Here is an 18,990-nt window from a genome sequence, read left to right on the forward strand (position 1 = left end):
TTATATCTGAGGAGGAAAAAAGATGACGAGCCCCCGCCGCACAAGAATTAATAAACATAGAAAGAAGAAGCTGATGAAAACGGGAGGGCTGTTTCTTTTTCTGCTGCTTGTCACTGTTTTTATTATGATCTGGACCGTCACAGCGCATCACCGGGAGAAGGAATCCGTTAAAAGCGCTCCCGCTGCTCAATCTGATTCTTCAAAAGACCAGACTCAACAAAAAAAAGAAAAGACGCAAAAAGAGAAAACACCTAAATCAATCGATCACAATAAACAGATCAGCAATTACTTGCAACAGATCGGGTTCAGCGGCACAGCAATGGTCGTAAAAGATGGAAAGGTTGTGCTGAAAAAAGGTTTTGGCTATGCGGACCGAAAACAAAAAATTAAGAACAATCCGGAGACATCATATTATGTCGGTTCTTCACAAAAAGCGTTAATCGCGACGGCTGTCTTACAGCTTGAAGAAAAAGGGCTGCTTCAGACGAGTGACACCGTCAGTACATACTTGCCGAATTTTCCTAACGGCACGCGCATTACACTGAAAAATCTGCTCAATCATACGTCAGGAATAAACGGACATATTGAGGGACAGGGACCGATTTCTCCTATTGATTTAATCAAAGATATAGAATACCGCGGAATTAAACGGCAGCCTGGGGTTTGGGAGTACAGGGATTCCAATTATTCAGTGCTCGCCTATATCGTATCTCAAGTCAGCGGGGAGTCATACGAACAATATATTAAAGACCATGTGTTTAAACCGGCCGGAATGAAGCATGCCGGATTTTACAAATCTTTTGCTGAAGCCAAATATCCGGCTGTCGGCTACAAAGTTGATGAGAGCGGCCGGCTTGTCACGCCTCACCTTTTAGACTTATCGCAGCTCTACGGGGCGGGCGATATGTATATGAGCGCTGAAGATCTTTACAAATTTGATAAAGCGGTCGTAAACGGCACGCTCCTTTCAAAAGAAAGCTTTACAAAAATGTTCACAGCAGGAAGCAGTTCCGCTTACGGCATGGGATTTTACATTGATCCGGGAAGCTACTCCAATCACGGCGTAATGCCCGGTTACAACATCTTGAACAGCTTCAGCCATTCGGCAAGCAAATATGTCATTTTATTGTCAAATATTCAGAATAACGCCAAATTAGGACAGGTGAACAACAGAATTTACCAATTGCTTAACCAGGCGAACTAACGAGCCGCCATTCACGAAAAGCAGCTGAAGGTATGGTATGATATATACATGGCGTAGATTCCGAGATGAAGGCGAATCGTTAAGCTGGCAAGCTTGACAAGTATTTCCGACACAATTACAATGAAGTTGTAACATTTGTTTTTTAACATGATTGTTAAACCATTTAAACTTGACAAGGGTATGAAAGACTCATTCCCTGTGAAGGTTCTGTATGTTGAGAAAATCAGACAATGTACATGCCGGCACTTATTTAAGCAACAACCAAGTTCATAGCAAGAGGAGGTGAAAGTATGACCCCAATGACGGTTCTCATCTCCATTTTGCTGACTCTGCTCGGTTTAGTTGTTGGCTACTATGTTCGTAAAACCATTGCCGAAGCAAAGATTGCGGGCGCACGCGGTGCTGCCGAGCAAATCCTTGAAGATGCAAAGCGTGATGCTGAAGCACTGAAAAAAGAAGCTCTGCTTGAAGCAAAGGACGAAATCCATACACTTCGAATAGATGCTGAACAGGAAGTTCGTGAAAGACGAAATGAGCTTCAAAAACAAGAAAACCGTTTACTTCAAAAAGAAGAAAATCTTGACCGTAAACATGAAGGAATTGATAAACGGGAAGCGATGTTGGAGAAGAAAGATCATTCTCTGAATGAACGACAACAACATATTGAAGAGATGGAAAGCAAAGTGGATGAGATGATTCGTATGCAGCAGTCAGAACTCGAACGCATTTCGAGCCTGACACGGGATGAAGCGAAACAAATCATTCTTGACCGGGTTGAAAATGAGCTTTCACATGATATCGCCATCATGACAAAAGAAACCGAAAACCGTGCGAAAGAAGAGGCAGACAAAAAGGCGAAAAACATTTTGTCGCTTGCTCTGCAGCGCTGTGCAGCAGATCATGTTGCCGAAACGACGGTATCGGTCGTCAATCTTCCGAATGATGAGATGAAAGGACGTATCATCGGCCGTGAAGGGCGTAACATCCGTACGCTTGAAACGCTTACAGGTATTGACCTGATTATTGATGACACACCTGAAGCAGTCATTCTTTCCGGATTTGATCCGATCAGACGGGAGACGGCAAGAATCGCTCTTGATAAACTCGTTCAGGATGGCCGTATTCACCCGGCTCGTATTGAAGAAATGGTTGAAAAATCCCGCCGCGAGGTTGATGACTATATCCGGGAAATGGGTGAGCAGACGACATTTGAAGTCGGCGTTCACGGACTCCATCCGGATCTGATCAAGATTCTCGGCCGGTTGAAATTCCGTACAAGCTATGGGCAGAACGTACTGAAACATTCAATGGAAGTTGCGTTTTTAGCCGGTTTAATGGCTTCCGAGCTAGGAGAAGATGCAAAGCTTGCCAAGCGGGCCGGTCTTCTGCATGACATCGGAAAAGCAATTGACCATGAAGTGGAAGGAAGCCACGTGGAAATCGGAGTGGAGCTTGCGACCAAATATAAAGAGCATCCAGTCGTCATTAACAGTATTGCGTCACACCACGGAGACGAAGAGCCGACTTCCATTATCGCCGTTCTGGTCGCTGCAGCTGATGCACTGTCAGCCGCAAGACCGGGTGCGAGAAGTGAAACGCTCGAAAACTATATCCGCAGACTTGAAAAGCTTGAAGAAATCTCCGAGTCTTACGAAGGTGTTGAAAAATCATTTGCAATTCAGGCCGGCCGTGAAGTTCGCATCATGGTGAAACCGGATTCCATTAATGATTTGGAAGCCCATCGTTTGGCGCGTGATATCCGTAAACGAATTGAGGACGAGCTTGATTATCCGGGCCACATCAAAGTGACCGTGATAAGAGAAACTCGGGCCGTAGAGTATGCAAAATAAAGTGATGCTTAGCGCATCACTTTATTTTTTTGAGTCCCCAGAAAAGAAAGGAATGGAATTTATGAGAATTTTATTTATCGGCGATGTTGTCGGTTCCCCGGGCCGCGATATGGTAAAAGAATATGTCCCCAAATTGAAAGCAAAACATAAGCCGCATTTTACGATTATTAACGGAGAAAATGCAGCACACGGAAAAGGACTGACGGAAAAGATCTACCACAGCCTGATGGAAGCGGGAGCCGATGCCATTACTATGGGAAACCATACGTGGGATAAAAAAGAGATCTTTGACTTTATTGATGATGTGCCGCATCTTGTCCGGCCGGCGAACTTCCCGGAAGGCACACCGGGCAAAGGCATTACTTATATTAAATCGAACGGAAAAGAGCTTGCCGTCATTAATTTACAGGGGCGGACGTTTCTTCCGCCGCTTGATGATCCGTTTGCTAAAGCGGATGAACTAATAGAAGAAGCGAAAAAACGCACGCCATACATTTTTATTGATTTTCACGCCGAAGCGACAAGCGAAAAAATTGCGCTCGGCTGGTACACAGACGGAAGAGCCTCAGCCGTGGTAGGCACGCATACACACGTACAAACGGCAGATAACCGCATTTTGCCGAAAGGAACGGCATATATTACTGATGTAGGCATGACGGGTCCGTACGATGGAATTCTCGGTATGGACAGAGAAACGGTCATTAAGCGGTTTAAAACCAATCTTCCGGTCCGTTTTACCGTTGCGGAAGGGAAAACAACGCTGAGCGGGGTGCTCATCGACATCGACGATCAGACGAAAAAAGCCGTAAATATCGAACGGATTTTAATCAATGATGACCATATGTTCTTTGAATAGGTGATCATGTGTTTATTTTATAAAAATATTAAAAGGAAAAGCAGGAATATAGCAACTTCTTAGTGAATATAGTAGAAATGGAAGGTAGCCCGCTATTTTTGAAAAGCATTGTGGGGATGGCTTTTTGGATAGCAACATCTAATAATGATTGTTCTAATGAACACTCACTTATCCATTGTAAAACTAAGGGGGAGCAGAAATGGAAATCTTAAAAGTTTCAGCAAAATCAAGTCCAAATTCAGTAGCAGGCGCGCTTGCCGGTGTATTGAGGGAACGCGGAGCCGCCGAAATTCAAGCAATTGGGGCGGGTGCCTTAAACCAGGCTGTTAAAGCGGTGGCGATTGCCAGAGGCTTTGTCGCGCCAAGCGGCGTAGATTTGATTTGTATTCCGGCTTTTACAGATATACAGATTGACGGAGAAGAAAGAACGGCGATTAAGTTAATCGTCGAACCCCGTTAAAACAAAATATGTACATTCTCAACCTGCTTGCGTAAGGCGAGCAGGTTGTTTTTATTACTGTCAGATTTTCTCACAATATTATATTAATAGTACGAAGAGATGATAAGCGGCTTTATTCATATAATATTCAAAAAAAATCCCGCCCATTTTTTCAGACGGAAGCAATTGTTTTTCTCATGTGGACACTGGTATTTACCTCCTTCTGATACCATGTTACAATCCAGTTATTACAGTGTTTTTTTGAGGAGGAGTGTACATGTTGGGAGGAAAGATGAAAGCTATCGTTAAAAATGAAAACGCTTTCGGAGCAACTCTGAAAGAAATTTCCATACCTTCCATTAATGAGAATGAAGTTCTCATTAAAGTACAGGCCGCATCTATATGCGGGACAGATGTTCACATTTATAATTGGGACCAATGGGCGCAGGAGCGAATCAAAACACCTCAAGTATTCGGACATGAATTCAGCGGTATCGTAGCAGAAACGGGTAAGCACGTCACAAATGTCAAAATAGGTGACTATGTATCGGCTGAAACCCACTTCGTCTGCGGAACTTGTGTCCCCTGTTTAACAGGAAAACATCATGTGTGCACTCATACAAAGATCCTTGGCGTAGATACAGCCGGGTCATTCGCTGAATATGTCAAAGTGCCGGCTCAAAACATTTGGAAAAACCCCGCTGACATGGACCCTGCCGTCGCCTCTGTTCAAGAGCCGCTTGGCAACGCTGTTCACACGGTGCTGGAAAGCAGCCATCTGGCAGGCGGTTCCGCCGCAATTATCGGCTGCGGACCGATCGGACTGATGGCGGTGGCGGTGGCTAAGGCAGCCGGCGCATCCCGCATTGCGGCCATTGATAAAAATGATTACAGGCTGGCTCTTGCAAAGAAATTGGGAGCCACAATCACCATTTCAGCTGACAAAGAAGATCCGCTTGAAGTCATTGATACCTTAACGGGCGGAGAAGGGATAGACCTTGTCTGCGAAATGTCAGGCCACCCGGCAGCCATAACACAAGGATTAAAGATGGCGGCCAACGGGGGAAGATTCCATATGCTGAGTCTGCCGGAACAGCCGGTGACGATTGACCTGACAAATGACGTGGTGTTTAAAGGGCTCACTGTCCAAGGCATCACAGGCAGAAAAATGTTTGAAACATGGCGGCAGGTATCGCATCTGCTTGAATCCGGCCTTGTTGATCTGACGCCGGTGATCACCCATCAGTTTCCGCTTGAAGACTTTGAAAAAGGGTTTGACCTGATGAGAAAGGGCATGTGCGGCAAAGTCATTCTGATTCCATAAGGGGGGGTTCTACGATGAAAGAATTTGAATATCTAAAAGCAGAGCTTGATAAAATGAAAGAAAATAAAACATGGCAGCAAATGAAACAAATTGAAACGAAGCAGGGGCCGACGGTGGCAGTCAAAGGGGAAAACGTTATTCAGCTTTCATCGAACAATTATCTCGGTTTGACGTCGCACCCAAGGCTTGTCGAAGCGGCAAAACGCGCTGCGGAGGAATTCGGAGCGGGTACGGGGTCCGTCCGGACAATCGCCGGAACATTTACGATGCACAATGAGCTGGAGAAAAAACTGGCAAACTTTAAAAAAACAGAAGCGGCACTTGTGTTTCAATCGGGTTTTACAACGAATCAAGGCGTCCTATCAAGCATTCTGACAAAAGAGGATATCGTTATATCTGACGAACTGAACCACGCTTCCATCATTGACGGGATCAGGCTGACAAAAGCAGATAAGAAGGTGTATCGCCATGTCGATATGGACGATCTGGAAAGGGTGCTGAAAAAATCAATGAATTACCGTATGCGCCTGATCGTCACGGACGGCGTTTTCTCAATGGACGGCAACATCGCTCCTCTTCCTGACATCGTCAAACTTGCAGAGGCGTACGATGCTTTTGTAATGGTCGACGATGCGCATGCTTCCGGCGTACTCGGAAAAAACGGGAGAGGAACGGTTAATCACTTCGGGCTTGACGGAAGAGTCCATATTCAGGTGGGCACATTAAGCAAAGCCATCGGAGTGCTTGGCGGATATGCCGCTGGTTCCAAGGTTCTGATCGATTACCTGCGCCATAAAGGACGTCCTTTCTTATTCAGCACATCCCATCCGCCTGCGGTGACGGCCGCATGCATAGAAGCCATTGACGTCCTGCTGGAAGAGCCGGAGCATATGGAAAAGCTTTGGGACAACACGGCGTATTTCAAAGACAAACTGGTTCAAATGGGGCTGACCCTTACAAAAAGCGAAACACCGATTGTGCCGATATTAATAGGTGAGGAAGAAAAAGCCCAGGCATTATCAGACCTTTTATTGACCCGCGGCGTTTTTGCTCAAAGCATCGTGTATCCGACTGTCGCCCAAGGAAAAGCGAGAATCCGCACCATCATTACGGCGGAGCATACAAAAGAGGAGCTTGACCGGGCGCTTGAAGTAATCCGTTCAGCCGCAAAAGAGCTGCAGCTTGTGTAAGAGGGAAATGATTCCCTCTTTTTTATTTCTTATTGATTCTTATTCTCAATAAGGTGTACAATAATAGGCTGGCAGTTGTGCCAAATGCTTTTAACCAGTATACTTGAGGGTGGAAGTTTCGGTTGAAAGGAGACATTCGAACATGAATGAAAAGCAAAAGCAGGAAAGCGGACAAGTAAATCCAGCGGACAAAAAATCCGAAAAGGATTACAGCAAGTATTTCGAAGCCGTATATATTCCGCCTTCTTTAAAAGATGCGAAAAAACGGGGCAAAGAATCCGTTCAATATCATAACGATTTTAAAATCTCAGAAGAATTTAAAGGCCTCGGGGAAGGCCGGAAGTTTTATATCCGCACGTACGGGTGTCAAATGAATGAGCATGATACGGAAGTCATGGCAGGTATTTTTATGGCGCTCGGATATGAAGCGACAAATTCGGTTGATGATGCGAATGTCATTTTATTAAACACCTGCGCCATCCGGGAAAATGCTGAAAACAAAGTGTTCGGCGAGCTCGGCCATTTAAAAGCGCTCAAAAAAAATAACCCGGACCTGATTCTGGGCGTATGCGGCTGTATGTCACAAGAAGAATCAGTCGTAAACCGCATCCTTAAGAAGCACCCGTTTGTCGATATGATTTTCGGCACGCATAACATTCACCGTCTGCCGGAACTGTTATCAGAGGCATACTTATCAAAAGAGATGGTGATTGAAGTGTGGTCGAAGGAAGGGGATGTCATTGAAAACCTTCCGAAGGTCCGCAACGGTAAAATTAAAGGCTGGGTCAACATCATGTACGGCTGTGATAAATTCTGCACATACTGCATCGTGCCGTATACCCGCGGAAAAGAACGAAGCCGCCGTCCTGAAGAAATTATCCAGGAAGTCAGAAGACTTGCAAGCGAAGGTTATAAAGAAATCACGCTGCTCGGTCAAAACGTTAATGCGTACGGAAAAGATTTTGAGGACATAACGTACGGACTCGGTGATTTAATGGACGAACTGCGTAAAATTGATATTCCGAGAATCCGTTTCACGACGAGCCACCCGCGTGACTTTGACGACCATCTGATCAAAGTGCTCGCCAAAGGCGGCAACCTGCTTGACCATATCCATCTTCCGGTTCAATCAGGAAGCTCGGCCATGTTAAAAATGATGGCGCGCAAATATGACAGAGAACGCTATCTGGAGCTTGTCGGAAAAATTAAAGCAGCGATGCCGAACGCTTCACTCACTACCGATATCATTGTCGGTTTCCCGAATGAAACCGATGAACAGTTTGAAGAAACACTTTCTTTATATCGTGAAGTGGAATTTGACAGCGCGTATACGTTTATTTACTCTCCTCGTGAAGGCACGCCTGCAGCGAAGATGAAAGACAACGTTCCAATGAGGGTCAAGAAAGAACGTCTTCAGCGCCTCAATGATTTGGTGAAAGAAATTTCCGCCAAAAAAATGAAGGAATATGAAGGCCGGACTGTCGAAGTATTAGTTGAGGGAGAAAGCAAAAATAACCCTGACATTCTTGCCGGCTATACGGAAAAAAGCAAGCTCGTCAACTTCAGAGGGCCGAAAGACGCCATCGGCAAGATTGTACGCGTCAAAATCGAACAGGCGAAAACATGGTCGCTTGACGGTGTGATGGCAGGAGAAGCAATCGAGGTGAAATAATAATGACGCTTTACTCTAAGAAAGACATTGTACAGCAGGCCAGGAACCTTGCGAAAATGATTTCTGAAACAGAAGAAGTTGATTTTTTCAAACGCGCCGAGGCGCAGATTAATGAAAATGAAAAAGTCTCTGTGATTATTAATCAGATTAAAGCCCTGCAAAAGCAAGCCGTTAACCTGAAGCATTACGAAAAGCTTGAAGCTTTGAAACAAGTGGAAAGTAAAATTGACGCCCTGCAGGAAGAGCTTGAAGGGATCCCGATCATTCAGGAATTCAGAGATTCCCAGACTGAGGTTAATGACCTTCTTCAGCTTGTCGCTCATACGATTTCCAATCAGGTGACAAACGAAATCATTACGTCTACCGGCGGCAACCTGCTGACGGGAGAAACCGGTTCAAAAGTAAAACATTCGAATAACAGCTGTTCTTTTTAAACACGGGCCTTCATCGGCCCGTGTTTTTTTGTTCTGAAAGAACTAATTATATCATGTACTAAATATTCACTATTTTATCGTTTCACCTGATCTTCCCGTAAAAGTTTTATCAGACTTAAAAGTAAAGTTTCTGGGCAGGGCTGCATACAATGAAACAGAAACTTTGTATTTTTATATTTTTATTATAAAAATGCACATGAGACAAATGCCCAGCATAAGATAACACGAAGAAGAACAAGGAGGCCTACGGGAATGTCTGAATACAGGGAAATTATTACGAAAGCGGTAGTTGCGAAAGGAAGAAAATTCACCCAATGCACCAACACGATCTCACCTGATGAAAAACCGTCGAGCATATTGGGCGGCTGGATTATCAATCACAAATATGATGCCGAAAAGATTGGGAAAACGGTAGAAATTGAAGGGTATTATGATATAAACGTCTGGTACTCTTACGCCGATAATACAAAAACGGAAGTTGTAACCGAGAGAGTGAAGTATGTTGACGTCATTAAACTCAGATACAGAGATACAAATTACTTAGATGACGAGCACGAAGTCATTGCCAAAGTACTGCAGCAGCCGAATTGTCTTGAAGTCACCATTTCTCCTAACGGAAATAAAATCGTTGTTCAGGCCGAGCGGGAGTTTTTAGCGGAAGTGGTCGGGGAAACGAAAGTAGTCGTAGAAGTAAATTCTGATTGGGAAGAAGACGATGATGATGATTGGGAAGACGATCTTGACGAAGAATTAGAGGACATTAACCCTGAATTTTTAGTCGGAGATCCTGAAGAATAAGCAGAGGCTAGGGGAGATAACACCCCAAGTCTCTTTTTTATATATAAAGATATCACTCTTTTGTTTATGTTATAATGGGATGCGGAAAAGAAGATACATAGTGAGGGATTAAATGATGGCTAGTTACACGCCTATGATACAGCAATACTTGAAGATAAAGGCAGAATACCAAGATGCCTTTTTATTTTTTCGGCTTGGTGACTTTTATGAAATGTTTTTTGAAGATGCAAAAAAAGCGTCACAAGAGCTTGAAATTACACTGACAAGCAGGGACGGAGGATCGGCTGATAAAATTCCGATGTGCGGCGTGCCGTATCATTCCGCGGCGGCTTATATTGAACAGCTGATTAAAAAGGGCTATAAAGTGGCGATCTGTGAACAGACCGAAGATCCGAAGGCGGCCAAAGGCGTTGTCAAAAGAGAAGTCGTCCAGCTGATCACACCGGGAACCGTGATGGACGGAAAAGGCATTCATGAGTCGGAAAACAATTTTATCGCTTCCGTTTCCGCATTTCCTGGCGGATACGGCCTCGCTTTATCAGACTTAACGACTGGAGAAAACCTGGCCGTATTTATTGAACGGATTGAAGATGTCATGTCAGAAATTTATTCAGTCGGCGCAAAGGAAATTGTCGTATCAAGCAAGTTTAATGAAAATACAGCGGCCCAGCTGAAAGAACGGTGCGGCGCAACGATTTCCATCGAAGACGGGAAAATGACAGAACGGATTGAAATCGCAAAGCACTTGCCTGGCGAAGAGCTGACAGAGACGTTTATGCGTTTATATACGTATTTGCAGAAAACGCAAAAACGGAGCCTGGATCACCTGCAGCCGGTTCAAGTATATGAATTGGAAGAAGCGATGAAAATTGATCTGTATTCAAAACGGAATCTTGAACTGACGGAAACGATCCGTTCGAAAAGCAAAAAAGGATCACTGCTCTGGCTTTTGGACGAGACGAAAACAGCAATGGGCGGCAGGCTCCTCAAACAATGGATTGACCGCCCGCTGATCAGGGCATCCCAAATCGAAGAACGTCAGGAAATGGTCGAGACGCTGATCAATCATCTGTTTGAGCGTGAAGATTTGCGCGAACGCTTGAAAGAAGTGTATGATTTGGAGCGTCTTGCGGGCCGGGTCGCATTCGGAAACGTCAATGCAAGGGATTTAATCCAGCTGAAAGAATCGTTAAAACAGGTGCCGAGCATTAAAGAGCTTGTAGGGTCTCTTAACCATAAAAAAGCAAAAGAACGCGCCGGCTTGATTGACCCGTGCGGAGATCTGCTTGACCTGTTAGAAGATGCGCTGCATGAAAACCCGCCGTTATCTTTAAAGGAAGGCAACTTAATAAAAGACGGCTATCATCAGAAACTCGATGAGTACCGTGACGCCAGCAAAAACGGCAAAGACTGGATTGCCAGACTGGAGCAGCAGGAGCGTGCGTATACGGGCATCCGTTCATTAAAGGTTGGCTTTAATAAAGTGTTCGGCTATTATATTGAAGTCACAAAAGCAAACCTTCATCTCCTTGAGGACGGGCGGTATGAGCGGAAGCAGACGCTCACAAACGCTGAACGGTACATTACGCCGGAATTAAAGGAAAAAGAAGCGCTTATTTTAGAAGCGGAAAACAACATTTGCGAGCTGGAATATGAGCTTTTTGCCGGACTGCGTGAAAAGGTTAAGCAATTTATTCCGCGCCTGCAGCGTCTAGCCAAGCAAATGAGTGAGCTGGACGCACTGCAATGCTTTGCAACGATCAGTGAAAACAGGCATTACACAAAGCCCGTCTTTTCCGATAATGAGGTAAAAGTCATTGAAGGCAGACATCCTGTCGTTGAAAAGGTGATGGACAGTCAAGAATACGTGCCGAACAATTGCCTGATGGGCGAATCACGGGAAATGCTCCTGATTACGGGTCCGAATATGTCAGGTAAAAGCACGTACATGAGACAGATCGCACTTTTATCAATCATGGCCCAGATCGGCTGTTTTGTGCCCGCAAAAGAAGCGGTTCTGCCGATTTTTGATCAAATCTTTACGAGAATCGGGGCTGCGGACGATTTGATTTCCGGACAAAGCACCTTTATGGTGGAAATGCTGGAAGCGAAAAACGCGATTGTAAACGCCACAAAAGACAGCCTGATCCTGTTCGATGAAATCGGACGCGGGACATCAACGTATGACGGAATGGCGCTGGCACAGGCAATCATTGAATATGTCCATGATCATATCGGCGCTAAAACACTGTTCAGCACGCACTATCATGAACTGACGGTGCTTGAAGATAAGCTTCCTCAGCTGAAAAACGTTCATGTGCGCGCCGAGGAATATAACGGAAAGGTCGTGTTTCTCCATCAAATCAAAGAAGGAGCCGCCGATAAAAGTTACGGCATTCATGTCGCCCAGCTTGCTGAGCTCCCGGGTGATCTGATCAGCCGCGCGCAGGAGATTCTGAAACAGCTTGAGCAGTCAGGAGATAAACCGGAGCTTCCGGCGGCACCTGAGAAAAAGCCCGCCGTCAAGGAAGAACCGGCACAGCTGTCCTTTTTTGCAGACGGTGAAAAAGAACAGAAAGCACCGGCTGTTTCTCATAAAGAAAAACAAGTGCTTGAAGCATTTAAGTCGATCAATATTCTTGATATGACGCCTCTTGAGGCGATGAATGAAATGTACAAGCTGCAAAAAAAATTAAAATAGAAAGAGGTGACGGACTTGGCAAAAGTCATCCAGCTGTCAGATGAGCTTTCAAATAAAATAGCGGCCGGTGAGGTTGTGGAACGGCCTGCCTCTGTCGTTAAAGAATTGGTGGAAAACGCTATCGACGCAAACAGCACAGTCATTGAAATCGATATAGAGGAAGCGGGGCTTTCGTCGATTCGGGTGCTCGACAACGGCGAAGGTATGGAAACCGAGGATTGCAAGCGGGCTTTCCGCCGCCACGCGACCAGTAAAATCAAAGATGAAAATGACCTGTTCCGGGTGAGAACACTCGGTTTCCGCGGAGAAGCTTTGCCAAGTATCGCGTCTGTTTCTCATCTGGAAATCAAAACGAGCATCGGCGAGGGAGCGGGAACTCATCTCATTCTTCAGGGCGGGAATATGATTTCTGAACAAAGATCTTCCAGCAGAAAAGGGACGGAGATTATCGTCACTAACCTGTTTTTCAATACACCCGCCAGATTAAAATATATGAAAACCGTGCATACGGAGCTCGGCAATATTACGGATGTCGTCAACCGGATCGCCCTTGCGCATCCGGAAGTATCGATCCGCCTCCGCCATCAGGGGAAAAACCTGCTGCAGACAAACGGAAACGGTGACGTGCGCCATGTGCTGGCCGCAATTTACGGGACGGCGGTTGCGAAAAAAATGATACCGCTCCATGTCAGCTCACTTGATTTTGAAGTCAAGGGCTACATTGCGCTGCCGGAAATCACGCGTGCATCCAGAAACTACATGTCATCTGTCATTAACGGAAGATACATTAAGAATTTCCCGCTTGTAAAAGCTGTGCATGAAGGCTATCACACACTTCTGCCGATCGGCCGCCATCCGATTACGTTTATCGAAATTACGATGGATCCGATTTTGGTCGATGTCAATGTCCATCCGTCGAAGCTTGAAGTCCGCCTCAGCAAAGAGACGGAACTGCATGAGCTGATCCGTGACGGCATAAAGGAAGTCTTTCAAAAGCAGCGGCTTATTCCGAGCGCCCAGCTTCCGAAAAAATCAGCGCCGGCACCGGTCAAAAATGAACAGCAATTTATGACGTTCGGTGAAAGTGCGCCTGAGCGGAAACTGCCTGAAAAAACGCCTGAGCCGTCTTACTCGCCAATGAAGCTGAGTTCGGTCGTAAAAGAGCCGGCGCCGATAACAGAAGAAGCGTTTCACCCAAATGAAACGGATCATGAAGTGCCGCCGGAGACGAGCGTGCCGGAAACCGCTGCGCCTGTTTTCGATATTCCGGCGCCGGAAGAGGAAGCTGTCTCCGAAGAAATACAGGAAGAAAGAGTTCCGGTCATGTATCCGATCGGCCAAATGCACGGGACATATATTTTAGCCCAAAACGAAAACGGCCTGTATATCATTGACCAGCATGCGGCCCAAGAGCGGATTAAATACGAATATTTCCGGGAAAAAGTCGGGCAGGTTGAGCCTGAAGTGCAGGATATGATCGTGCCGCTCACCTTTCACTATGCGGCAAATGAAGCGCTTATCATTGAACAGCATCAGCGTGAGCTTGAAAGTGTAGGGGTATTTTTAGAAGCATTCGGCACTAACAGCTATATCGTCCGCTGCCATCCGGCCTGGTTTCCAAAAGGGGAAGAAGCTGAACTGATTGAAGAAATTATTCAGCAGGTGCTTGACGCCAAACAGATCGACATTAAAAAACTTCGGGAGGAAGCCGCCATAATGATGAGCTGCAAAGGCTCGATCAAAGCGAACCGTCATTTGCGCAACGACGAAATCAAAGCGCTCTTGGACGATCTGCGCCGAACGGCAGACCCGTTCACATGCCCGCACGGCCGGCCGATCATTATTCACCATAGTACGTATGAGATGGAAAAGATGTTTAAACGTGTGATGTAGAAGGGTTCTGTGAGGGATTTATCCCTCGTGCCCACATTTTGCCCACTAATTTTAGCTGTTTAAGTATTCGTCAAACTGGTTAATGCTTTTTTGATTGTGATTCTGCGTAATATGGATATAGACATCAGCTGTCATTTTCACATCCGTATGACCGAGTCGTTCACTCACAAATTTGATATCTGCACCACTTTCTAGCAGCATAATGGCGTGTGTGTGTCTTAAACCGTGTGGAGTAATGTGGTGCAGATCAGTTTTCTTAAGCAAGGAATCTATGACTTTATTAATTCCAAACGGTCCAATGTCATCTCCCTTATGGTTGGTAATAAAAAAGGGAGACTGGTTATAATTATCACCGTGTTTTATTTTATTTTCTTCTTGCCATTCCTTAAACTTTTTCATCTCTTTAATTAATGTGTCATCGATGCTTATAGTTCTAACACTTTTCTGGGTTTTAGGTGCTTTGATTCCAAACTCGTTCTTAGATTTAGTAATCCTTAAAGTTTTGTTATTAAAGTCAATATCGGACCAATATAAAGCAATGAGTTCACCTTTTCTTAAGCCGGTCCTTAAAAGAGTTAAAGCGATCATGTAATGACGATATTTAGAAGTTTTTGCTGCCTCCATAAAGACAGATACTTGTTCCTTGTTCAGGTAATTGTCTTTAAGCATTCTATAATCCGAATCTTTTTTTATAGAAATGTTTTGATAATTATTGTGTGAAACAATCTCATGTTCCACAGCCTTGTTGATGGCAGAACAGAAGATTGCATGTATCGTTTGCACAGTCTTCCTTGCGAATTTTTCGCTTAACTCATTAATGAATTTTTGATACTCTACTCTAGTGAGTTCATTCAATTTAAAATTTCCTATACGAGGAATAACATTTTTATGTATATATAACTTTCTGTTAATCAAAGTTTTTTGCTCACATTGTGAACCATAAATCTGCAACCATTCCTCTAACCAGTCTTTTACAAGCCTCTCTTTGTTATGAATTAAGCTGTGTTTTCCTAAAAATAAATTCCTTTCAATTTCGGCTGCAATTACTTGTGCCTCTTTTTTTGTACGAAAGCCCTTTTGTGTTTTTTCGCGTCTCTTATTCGTGATGGGATCTTTATAAATAATTCTATATTCCCAATTATCTCCACGCTTCCTAAAACTCGCCATTGCTTTTTTCCTCCACTTCTATTTACAAATACCCATTATATGGCTGGTCGGGGCATGCGTGGGGCTTTTCTTCTTCGCTGTCTCCGTGCTGCCGAATTTGATCGGGGGTTAAGGGATGGGGTTTCCGCGGATTTTACACTATCCGGGCAGTAAATGGTCCATGACAGACTGGATCATCAGCCATATGCCCGAGCATAAAACATACGTTGAACCTTTCTTTGGATCCGGAGCATTGTTTTTTAACAAACAGCCCTCGACCATCGAAACAATCAATGATTTGGATAGTAGCGTGGTCAATCTTTTCAAAGTCATTCGGGATCAGCCGGAAGAGCTTGCGAGATTAATTGAATGGACGCCGTTATCCAGAGAGGAATATTACGCCTCCTATGATTTCTGAATCAGGCAATGAATTAGAGGACGCCCGTCGTTTTCTTATTCGTTGCTGGCAGGCCATAGGAGCAAAAACAAGTGACCGGACAGGCTGGCGGAGCTTGATCAGTAGTAACGGCCCTGACACGGCTAAAGAGTGGGGCAAACTGTCGGCAAAGATATTGTTAGTCGCCAAGCGACTGAAAGAAGCACAAATTGAACACCAGCCAGCTGTCCAGCTGCTTGAAAGATATAAACGGAAAGAAGTGCTTGTTTACGCAGACCCGTCTTACATCATCGAAACGCGGACAAAGCGGCATTACAAACACGAAATGACGATTGATGATCATGTTGAGTTGCTTGAGACTTTGGACAAGCACCCTGGTCCTGTTCTTCTCTCAGGGTATGCACATCCAATATATGATGAACGACTCAGGCACTGGAAAAGGGAAGTGCGGCAAGTATCGGCCGAAGCGGGTGCAAAGCGTGAAGAGGTTTTATGGGTGAACCCGGTTGCTGCAGAACAAAGTTACTTTCAGCAATCATTGTTCAGTTTAGAGGCCCGGCCATGATCGAATACCATTGCCCGGACACGATTACGCCAAACTTGATTTAGAAATCTGCGCAGATGCCTGCTTGTAAAATGAAAAAAGCAACCTAAAAAAGATTGCTTTTTTCATGAATTAATTAGTTGTAAACATTAGCAGCGAAATTCACGGGATAACTACCAAGGTTGGTAACCCTAACATAATAATTATTGGTAACTTTTATATTTGCATTAGTAAAAGATAATGCTGGCCAAGTGCGTCCGTCATTTTGTTTAACCTCGCCATAGTAACTGATCGAAGATACCGGAAGATTCGTAGACGCATCCATTAAATCCATTTGAAGCCAAGCAACTGAATTAGCTCTTTCAGATTCTTGCCAGCCTTTGTATGTTGTTCCAGTATTGTTTGTGAGGGTAAACACACCAGAATCAATAAAGTCGTTTTTTGATCCTTTAGCTTCCAGCCTGCCCCCCACATATACAACGGATGCTTTTATAGATGCTTTTTCATCTGTATTAAAAATCGAACTCACTTTTGGTGTGTTTGTAAGTGGTGCAATTTCTCCCTTACTTTCTAAACTTGCAGCACTTGCAATCGAGCCTGATCCTAAAATTGCTGAAGCTAATAATGTAGTCGTTACAAACTTTTTGAAATTCATTATCAACACTCCTTTAGTTTTTTTGATACACCTAAAGAATTCGTCCTGGGTTAAAAATAACCTTGTAAATAAATGTTAATAATTTATGAACAAAGAAAGACCTTGTAAGAGGTCTTTTGAAACGGAAGGGGAAAATAATGAAAAAACTATTCAAATCAATCATTATATCAGCTGCATTACTTACGGGAGCGGCGGCCGTTGCGCCGTTTGCTTCCGCTGCATGGTCTGGCTGGCAAAACGAATCCGGGTACAGCGGCCGGGTGTTTACGGATACCGCGACATACACGGCCGGCGCCTCAACGGTGGACTGGAAAGCCGAGAAAAAAGGATCAAGAACTCTTTATTACACGGCCGGCGTATACAAGAAGCGCAGCGGCGGCGGGCTGACTGATACGAATTTATTACAGCGGGGCAGCTTCAAAACGGCAACGCCTTTGAAATCATTCAACGTGAAAACGATCCGGAATAAGACCGGGAAAGGAACCTATGTCATTCAGTTGGACTGCTATTCTGATTCCAGCAAGTGGAACTATATCGGAACATTTCAATCAGCAAAATTCTACGTGAAGTAATCAAAAATCAATAAGCCCAATTGTTGCGAGTAAAATGAATCATTTCCCCAAATGATTTTACAAATTATTGATAATTTTACAAATTCAGTTGATTTTTTCGGGACGAATGTTACAATAATATGGAAAATGAAAGGGGAGATTTATATGTTGAAAGTAAGAAAAAGTATTTTTGCTGTAGTCTTTAGTGCTATTCTATTGATTCCAATTGGGGCATTAGCTGCAAGCTATAGTCCGCGGTTCGATTTTTATCACCAATTTACTACTCCAAATTATAGTATGGGTGCTTCTAATATTAAGCTGACATCACATGCTCAAACAGGAGGAAAATCAATTACTTTTAAAATAAATGTTCGAAGAGTTACAGGGTGGTTTAGTGATGAATCAATTGGTACAAAGTCTTTCCCCGGGAATGCTACATCAACTGAAACTTATAAAAACAACAAAAGTGGAAAGTATTTTTTGAAATTCACAAAAACCAATAATGGAATCCCTACACAAGGTTGGGTAGATATGAGAAACTAAGAACAAATAATTTGAAAAGTGGGGATTATTTGTGATTCGTGGAACCTTACCTTTATTTTTGTCGGTCGTTGCTTATTTGCTCTTTCTCATTTACAGAGTAATAGCTCGTCTAGTCTTGAAGAAAAATAAGTGGGATTTTGAAAAGCATATCATTGTTTTCGCGACATTCATTTATTTTGGAGCATTAATAGCTGTTACATTGTTCCCTTTGCCAATCAGTAGTGTTGATATACAAGAAACTAAAAACATGGGTGAACATAATAACTTTGTTCCTTTCAAAAGCATGGCTTCAACTTTTAGTCTTGGAAGTTTATTTATAATTACTCGTACACTCGGTGGAAACTTAATTCTTTTGTCGCCGCTAGGAGTATTTCTACCTGTTTTATCAAAGAAATTTTGTAAATTAAAACGTTTGATAATAGTAGGATTTTGTGTGTCTCTTCTTATTGAAATATCACAATTAACAATCTCAAGTATAATTGGGGCTACATATCGAACTTTTGATGTGGATGATCTAATATTGAATACTTTAGGTATTGCCGTGGGATATGCCTTTTACAAACTTATATATCCAATGTTGCGAAAAGAGTTATTTGAATTTGAGAAAGAATCAATATAATCAACAATATTTTCTTGAAAATTGAACTATGTCCAAGACGGGAAAGCCTGCGGACACCAAACCAACAGCATTTACGCTGTTGGTTTGGTGTCTTTTTATTTAAACGGGGGACGGCTAAAGTAGTCGGAGTGAAGGAGAATTCAAACTAAGAATGTGAATTGATCAAACGCAGTT

General features: G+C 43.8%; 16 protein-coding genes and 1 pseudogene. 15 read left to right on the top strand and 2 right to left on the bottom strand.

Annotated elements, in window-relative coordinates:
• Window positions 1-22 precede the first annotated feature (22 nt).
• The 11 genes from QRX25_RS08260 (at window position 23) to mutL (ending at window position 14,361) form a co-directional block, all read left to right on the top strand.
• Window positions 23-1,204 carry a serine hydrolase domain-containing protein gene (locus QRX25_RS08260; protein ID WP_212101403.1) on the top strand — a complete coding sequence of 394 codons (1,182 nt, stop codon included), beginning with the start codon at window positions 23-25 and terminating at the stop codon, window positions 1,202-1,204.
• Window positions 1,205-1,494: 290 nt separating this feature from the next.
• Window positions 1,495-3,054, top strand: a complete 1,560-nt coding sequence (rny, locus tag QRX25_RS08265) for a ribonuclease Y (protein ID WP_003154140.1) — start codon at window positions 1,495-1,497, stop codon at window positions 3,052-3,054.
• Window positions 3,055-3,115: 61 nt separating this feature from the next.
• Entirely contained in the window at window positions 3,116-3,910 is a 795-nt protein-coding gene (ymdB, locus tag QRX25_RS08270) for a 2',3'-cyclic-nucleotide 2'-phosphodiesterase (protein ID WP_013352320.1), read from the top strand.
• 199 nt (window positions 3,911-4,109) lie between these two features.
• The gene (gene spoVS / locus QRX25_RS08275; protein ID WP_003154135.1) at window positions 4,110-4,370 is read left to right on the top strand and encodes a stage V sporulation protein SpoVS; all 261 of its coding nucleotides are present in this window, start codon (window positions 4,110-4,112) and stop codon (window positions 4,368-4,370) included.
• A 256-nt stretch (window positions 4,371-4,626) separates the two neighbouring features.
• A complete protein-coding gene (gene tdh / locus QRX25_RS08280; RefSeq protein WP_115997261.1) occupies window positions 4,627-5,673 on the top strand; it encodes an L-threonine 3-dehydrogenase in 1,047 nt (348 codons plus the stop codon).
• A gap of 14 nt (window positions 5,674-5,687) precedes the next feature.
• On the top strand, window positions 5,688-6,863 hold the full coding sequence (locus tag QRX25_RS08285; protein ID WP_065981487.1) for a glycine C-acetyltransferase: 1,176 nt from the start codon (window positions 5,688-5,690) through the stop codon (window positions 6,861-6,863).
• Between the two features lie 142 nt (window positions 6,864-7,005).
• Entirely contained in the window at window positions 7,006-8,535 is a 1,530-nt protein-coding gene (miaB, locus tag QRX25_RS08290) for a tRNA (N6-isopentenyl adenosine(37)-C2)-methylthiotransferase MiaB (protein WP_065981488.1), read from the top strand.
• A gap of 2 nt (window positions 8,536-8,537) precedes the next feature.
• Window positions 8,538-8,969, top strand: a complete 432-nt coding sequence (ricA, locus tag QRX25_RS08295; RefSeq protein WP_065981489.1) for a regulatory iron-sulfur-containing complex subunit RicA — start codon at window positions 8,538-8,540, stop codon at window positions 8,967-8,969.
• Window positions 8,970-9,221: 252 nt separating this feature from the next.
• The gene (gene cotE / locus QRX25_RS08300; protein ID WP_065981490.1) at window positions 9,222-9,767 is read left to right on the top strand and encodes an outer spore coat protein CotE; all 546 of its coding nucleotides are present in this window, start codon (window positions 9,222-9,224) and stop codon (window positions 9,765-9,767) included.
• A 115-nt stretch (window positions 9,768-9,882) separates the two neighbouring features.
• Complete coding sequence (gene mutS, locus QRX25_RS08305; RefSeq protein ID WP_115997807.1) at window positions 9,883-12,468, top strand: DNA mismatch repair protein MutS; 2,586 nt, start codon at window positions 9,883-9,885, stop codon at window positions 12,466-12,468.
• Window positions 12,469-12,483: 15 nt separating this feature from the next.
• Window positions 12,484-14,361 carry a DNA mismatch repair endonuclease MutL gene (gene mutL, locus QRX25_RS08310; RefSeq protein WP_115997262.1) on the top strand — a complete coding sequence of 626 codons (1,878 nt, stop codon included), beginning with the start codon at window positions 12,484-12,486 and terminating at the stop codon, window positions 14,359-14,361.
• A 51-nt stretch (window positions 14,362-14,412) separates the two neighbouring features.
• Here the strand turns inward: mutL and QRX25_RS08315 are convergent, their stop codons facing one another.
• On the bottom strand, window positions 14,413-15,528 hold the full coding sequence (locus QRX25_RS08315; protein WP_212101404.1) for a site-specific integrase: 1,116 nt from the start codon (window positions 15,526-15,528) through the stop codon (window positions 14,413-14,415).
• Window positions 15,529-15,643: 115 nt separating this feature from the next.
• On the opposite strand from QRX25_RS08315, the pseudogene QRX25_RS08320 reads away from it, so the two are divergent.
• Window positions 15,644-16,469, top strand: a pseudogene (locus tag QRX25_RS08320) (DNA adenine methylase).
• A 115-nt stretch (window positions 16,470-16,584) separates the two neighbouring features.
• Here QRX25_RS08320 and QRX25_RS08325 read toward each other — a convergent pair.
• Window positions 16,585-17,103, bottom strand: a complete 519-nt coding sequence (locus QRX25_RS08325; RefSeq protein ID WP_065981493.1) for a hypothetical protein — start codon at window positions 17,101-17,103, stop codon at window positions 16,585-16,587.
• A gap of 137 nt (window positions 17,104-17,240) precedes the next feature.
• Between QRX25_RS08325 and yqgA the strand changes: the two genes are divergently transcribed.
• Genes yqgA through QRX25_RS08340 form a run of 3 tightly spaced genes read left to right on the top strand, consistent with a single transcriptional unit; the run spans window position 17,241 to window position 18,816 of the window.
• Complete coding sequence (gene yqgA, locus QRX25_RS08330) at window positions 17,241-17,675, top strand: cell wall-binding protein YqgA (RefSeq protein WP_065981494.1); 435 nt, start codon at window positions 17,241-17,243, stop codon at window positions 17,673-17,675.
• 51 nt (window positions 17,676-17,726) lie between these two features.
• On the top strand, window positions 17,727-18,197 hold the full coding sequence (locus QRX25_RS08335; protein ID WP_222891157.1) for a hypothetical protein: 471 nt from the start codon (window positions 17,727-17,729) through the stop codon (window positions 18,195-18,197).
• Window positions 18,198-18,228: 31 nt separating this feature from the next.
• Window positions 18,229-18,816: a VanZ family protein gene (locus tag QRX25_RS08340; RefSeq protein WP_044051884.1), complete on the top strand. Its 588-nt coding sequence runs from the start codon at window positions 18,229-18,231 to the stop codon at window positions 18,814-18,816.
• The last annotated feature ends 174 nt before the right edge of the window (window positions 18,817-18,990 follow it).

It is taken from the genome of Bacillus sp. L381, assembly GCF_030284525.1.
In the GTDB taxonomy this organism is placed as follows: Bacteria; Bacillota; Bacilli; order Bacillales; family Bacillaceae; genus Bacillus; species Bacillus amyloliquefaciens.

Excerpts from the sequence above, each read along its gene's own strand:
- spoVS (WP_003154135.1), top strand. The coding sequence starts at position 4,110 with ATGGAAATCTTAAAAGTTTCAGCAAAATCAAGTCCAAATTCAGTAGCA.
- QRX25_RS08335 (WP_222891157.1), top strand. The coding sequence starts at position 17,727 with ATGATTTTACAAATTATTGATAATTTTACAAATTCAGTTGATTTTTTC.
- QRX25_RS08315 (WP_212101404.1), bottom strand. The coding sequence starts at position 15,528 with ATGGCGAGTTTTAGGAAGCGTGGAGATAATTGGGAATATAGAATTATT.
- QRX25_RS08285 (WP_065981487.1), top strand. The coding sequence starts at position 5,688 with ATGAAAGAATTTGAATATCTAAAAGCAGAGCTTGATAAAATGAAAGAA.
- mutS (WP_115997807.1), top strand. The coding sequence starts at position 9,883 with ATGGCTAGTTACACGCCTATGATACAGCAATACTTGAAGATAAAGGCA.
- yqgA (WP_065981494.1), top strand. The coding sequence starts at position 17,241 with ATGAAAAAACTATTCAAATCAATCATTATATCAGCTGCATTACTTACG.
- rny (WP_003154140.1), top strand. The coding sequence starts at position 1,495 with ATGACCCCAATGACGGTTCTCATCTCCATTTTGCTGACTCTGCTCGGT.
- cotE (WP_065981490.1), top strand. The coding sequence starts at position 9,222 with ATGTCTGAATACAGGGAAATTATTACGAAAGCGGTAGTTGCGAAAGGA.
- ricA (WP_065981489.1), top strand. The coding sequence starts at position 8,538 with ATGACGCTTTACTCTAAGAAAGACATTGTACAGCAGGCCAGGAACCTT.
- QRX25_RS08260 (WP_212101403.1), top strand. The coding sequence starts at position 23 with ATGACGAGCCCCCGCCGCACAAGAATTAATAAACATAGAAAGAAGAAG.
- miaB (WP_065981488.1), top strand. The coding sequence starts at position 7,006 with ATGAATGAAAAGCAAAAGCAGGAAAGCGGACAAGTAAATCCAGCGGAC.
- tdh (WP_115997261.1), top strand. The coding sequence starts at position 4,627 with ATGTTGGGAGGAAAGATGAAAGCTATCGTTAAAAATGAAAACGCTTTC.
- ymdB (WP_013352320.1), top strand. The coding sequence starts at position 3,116 with ATGAGAATTTTATTTATCGGCGATGTTGTCGGTTCCCCGGGCCGCGAT.
- QRX25_RS08325 (WP_065981493.1), bottom strand. The coding sequence starts at position 17,103 with ATGAATTTCAAAAAGTTTGTAACGACTACATTATTAGCTTCAGCAATT.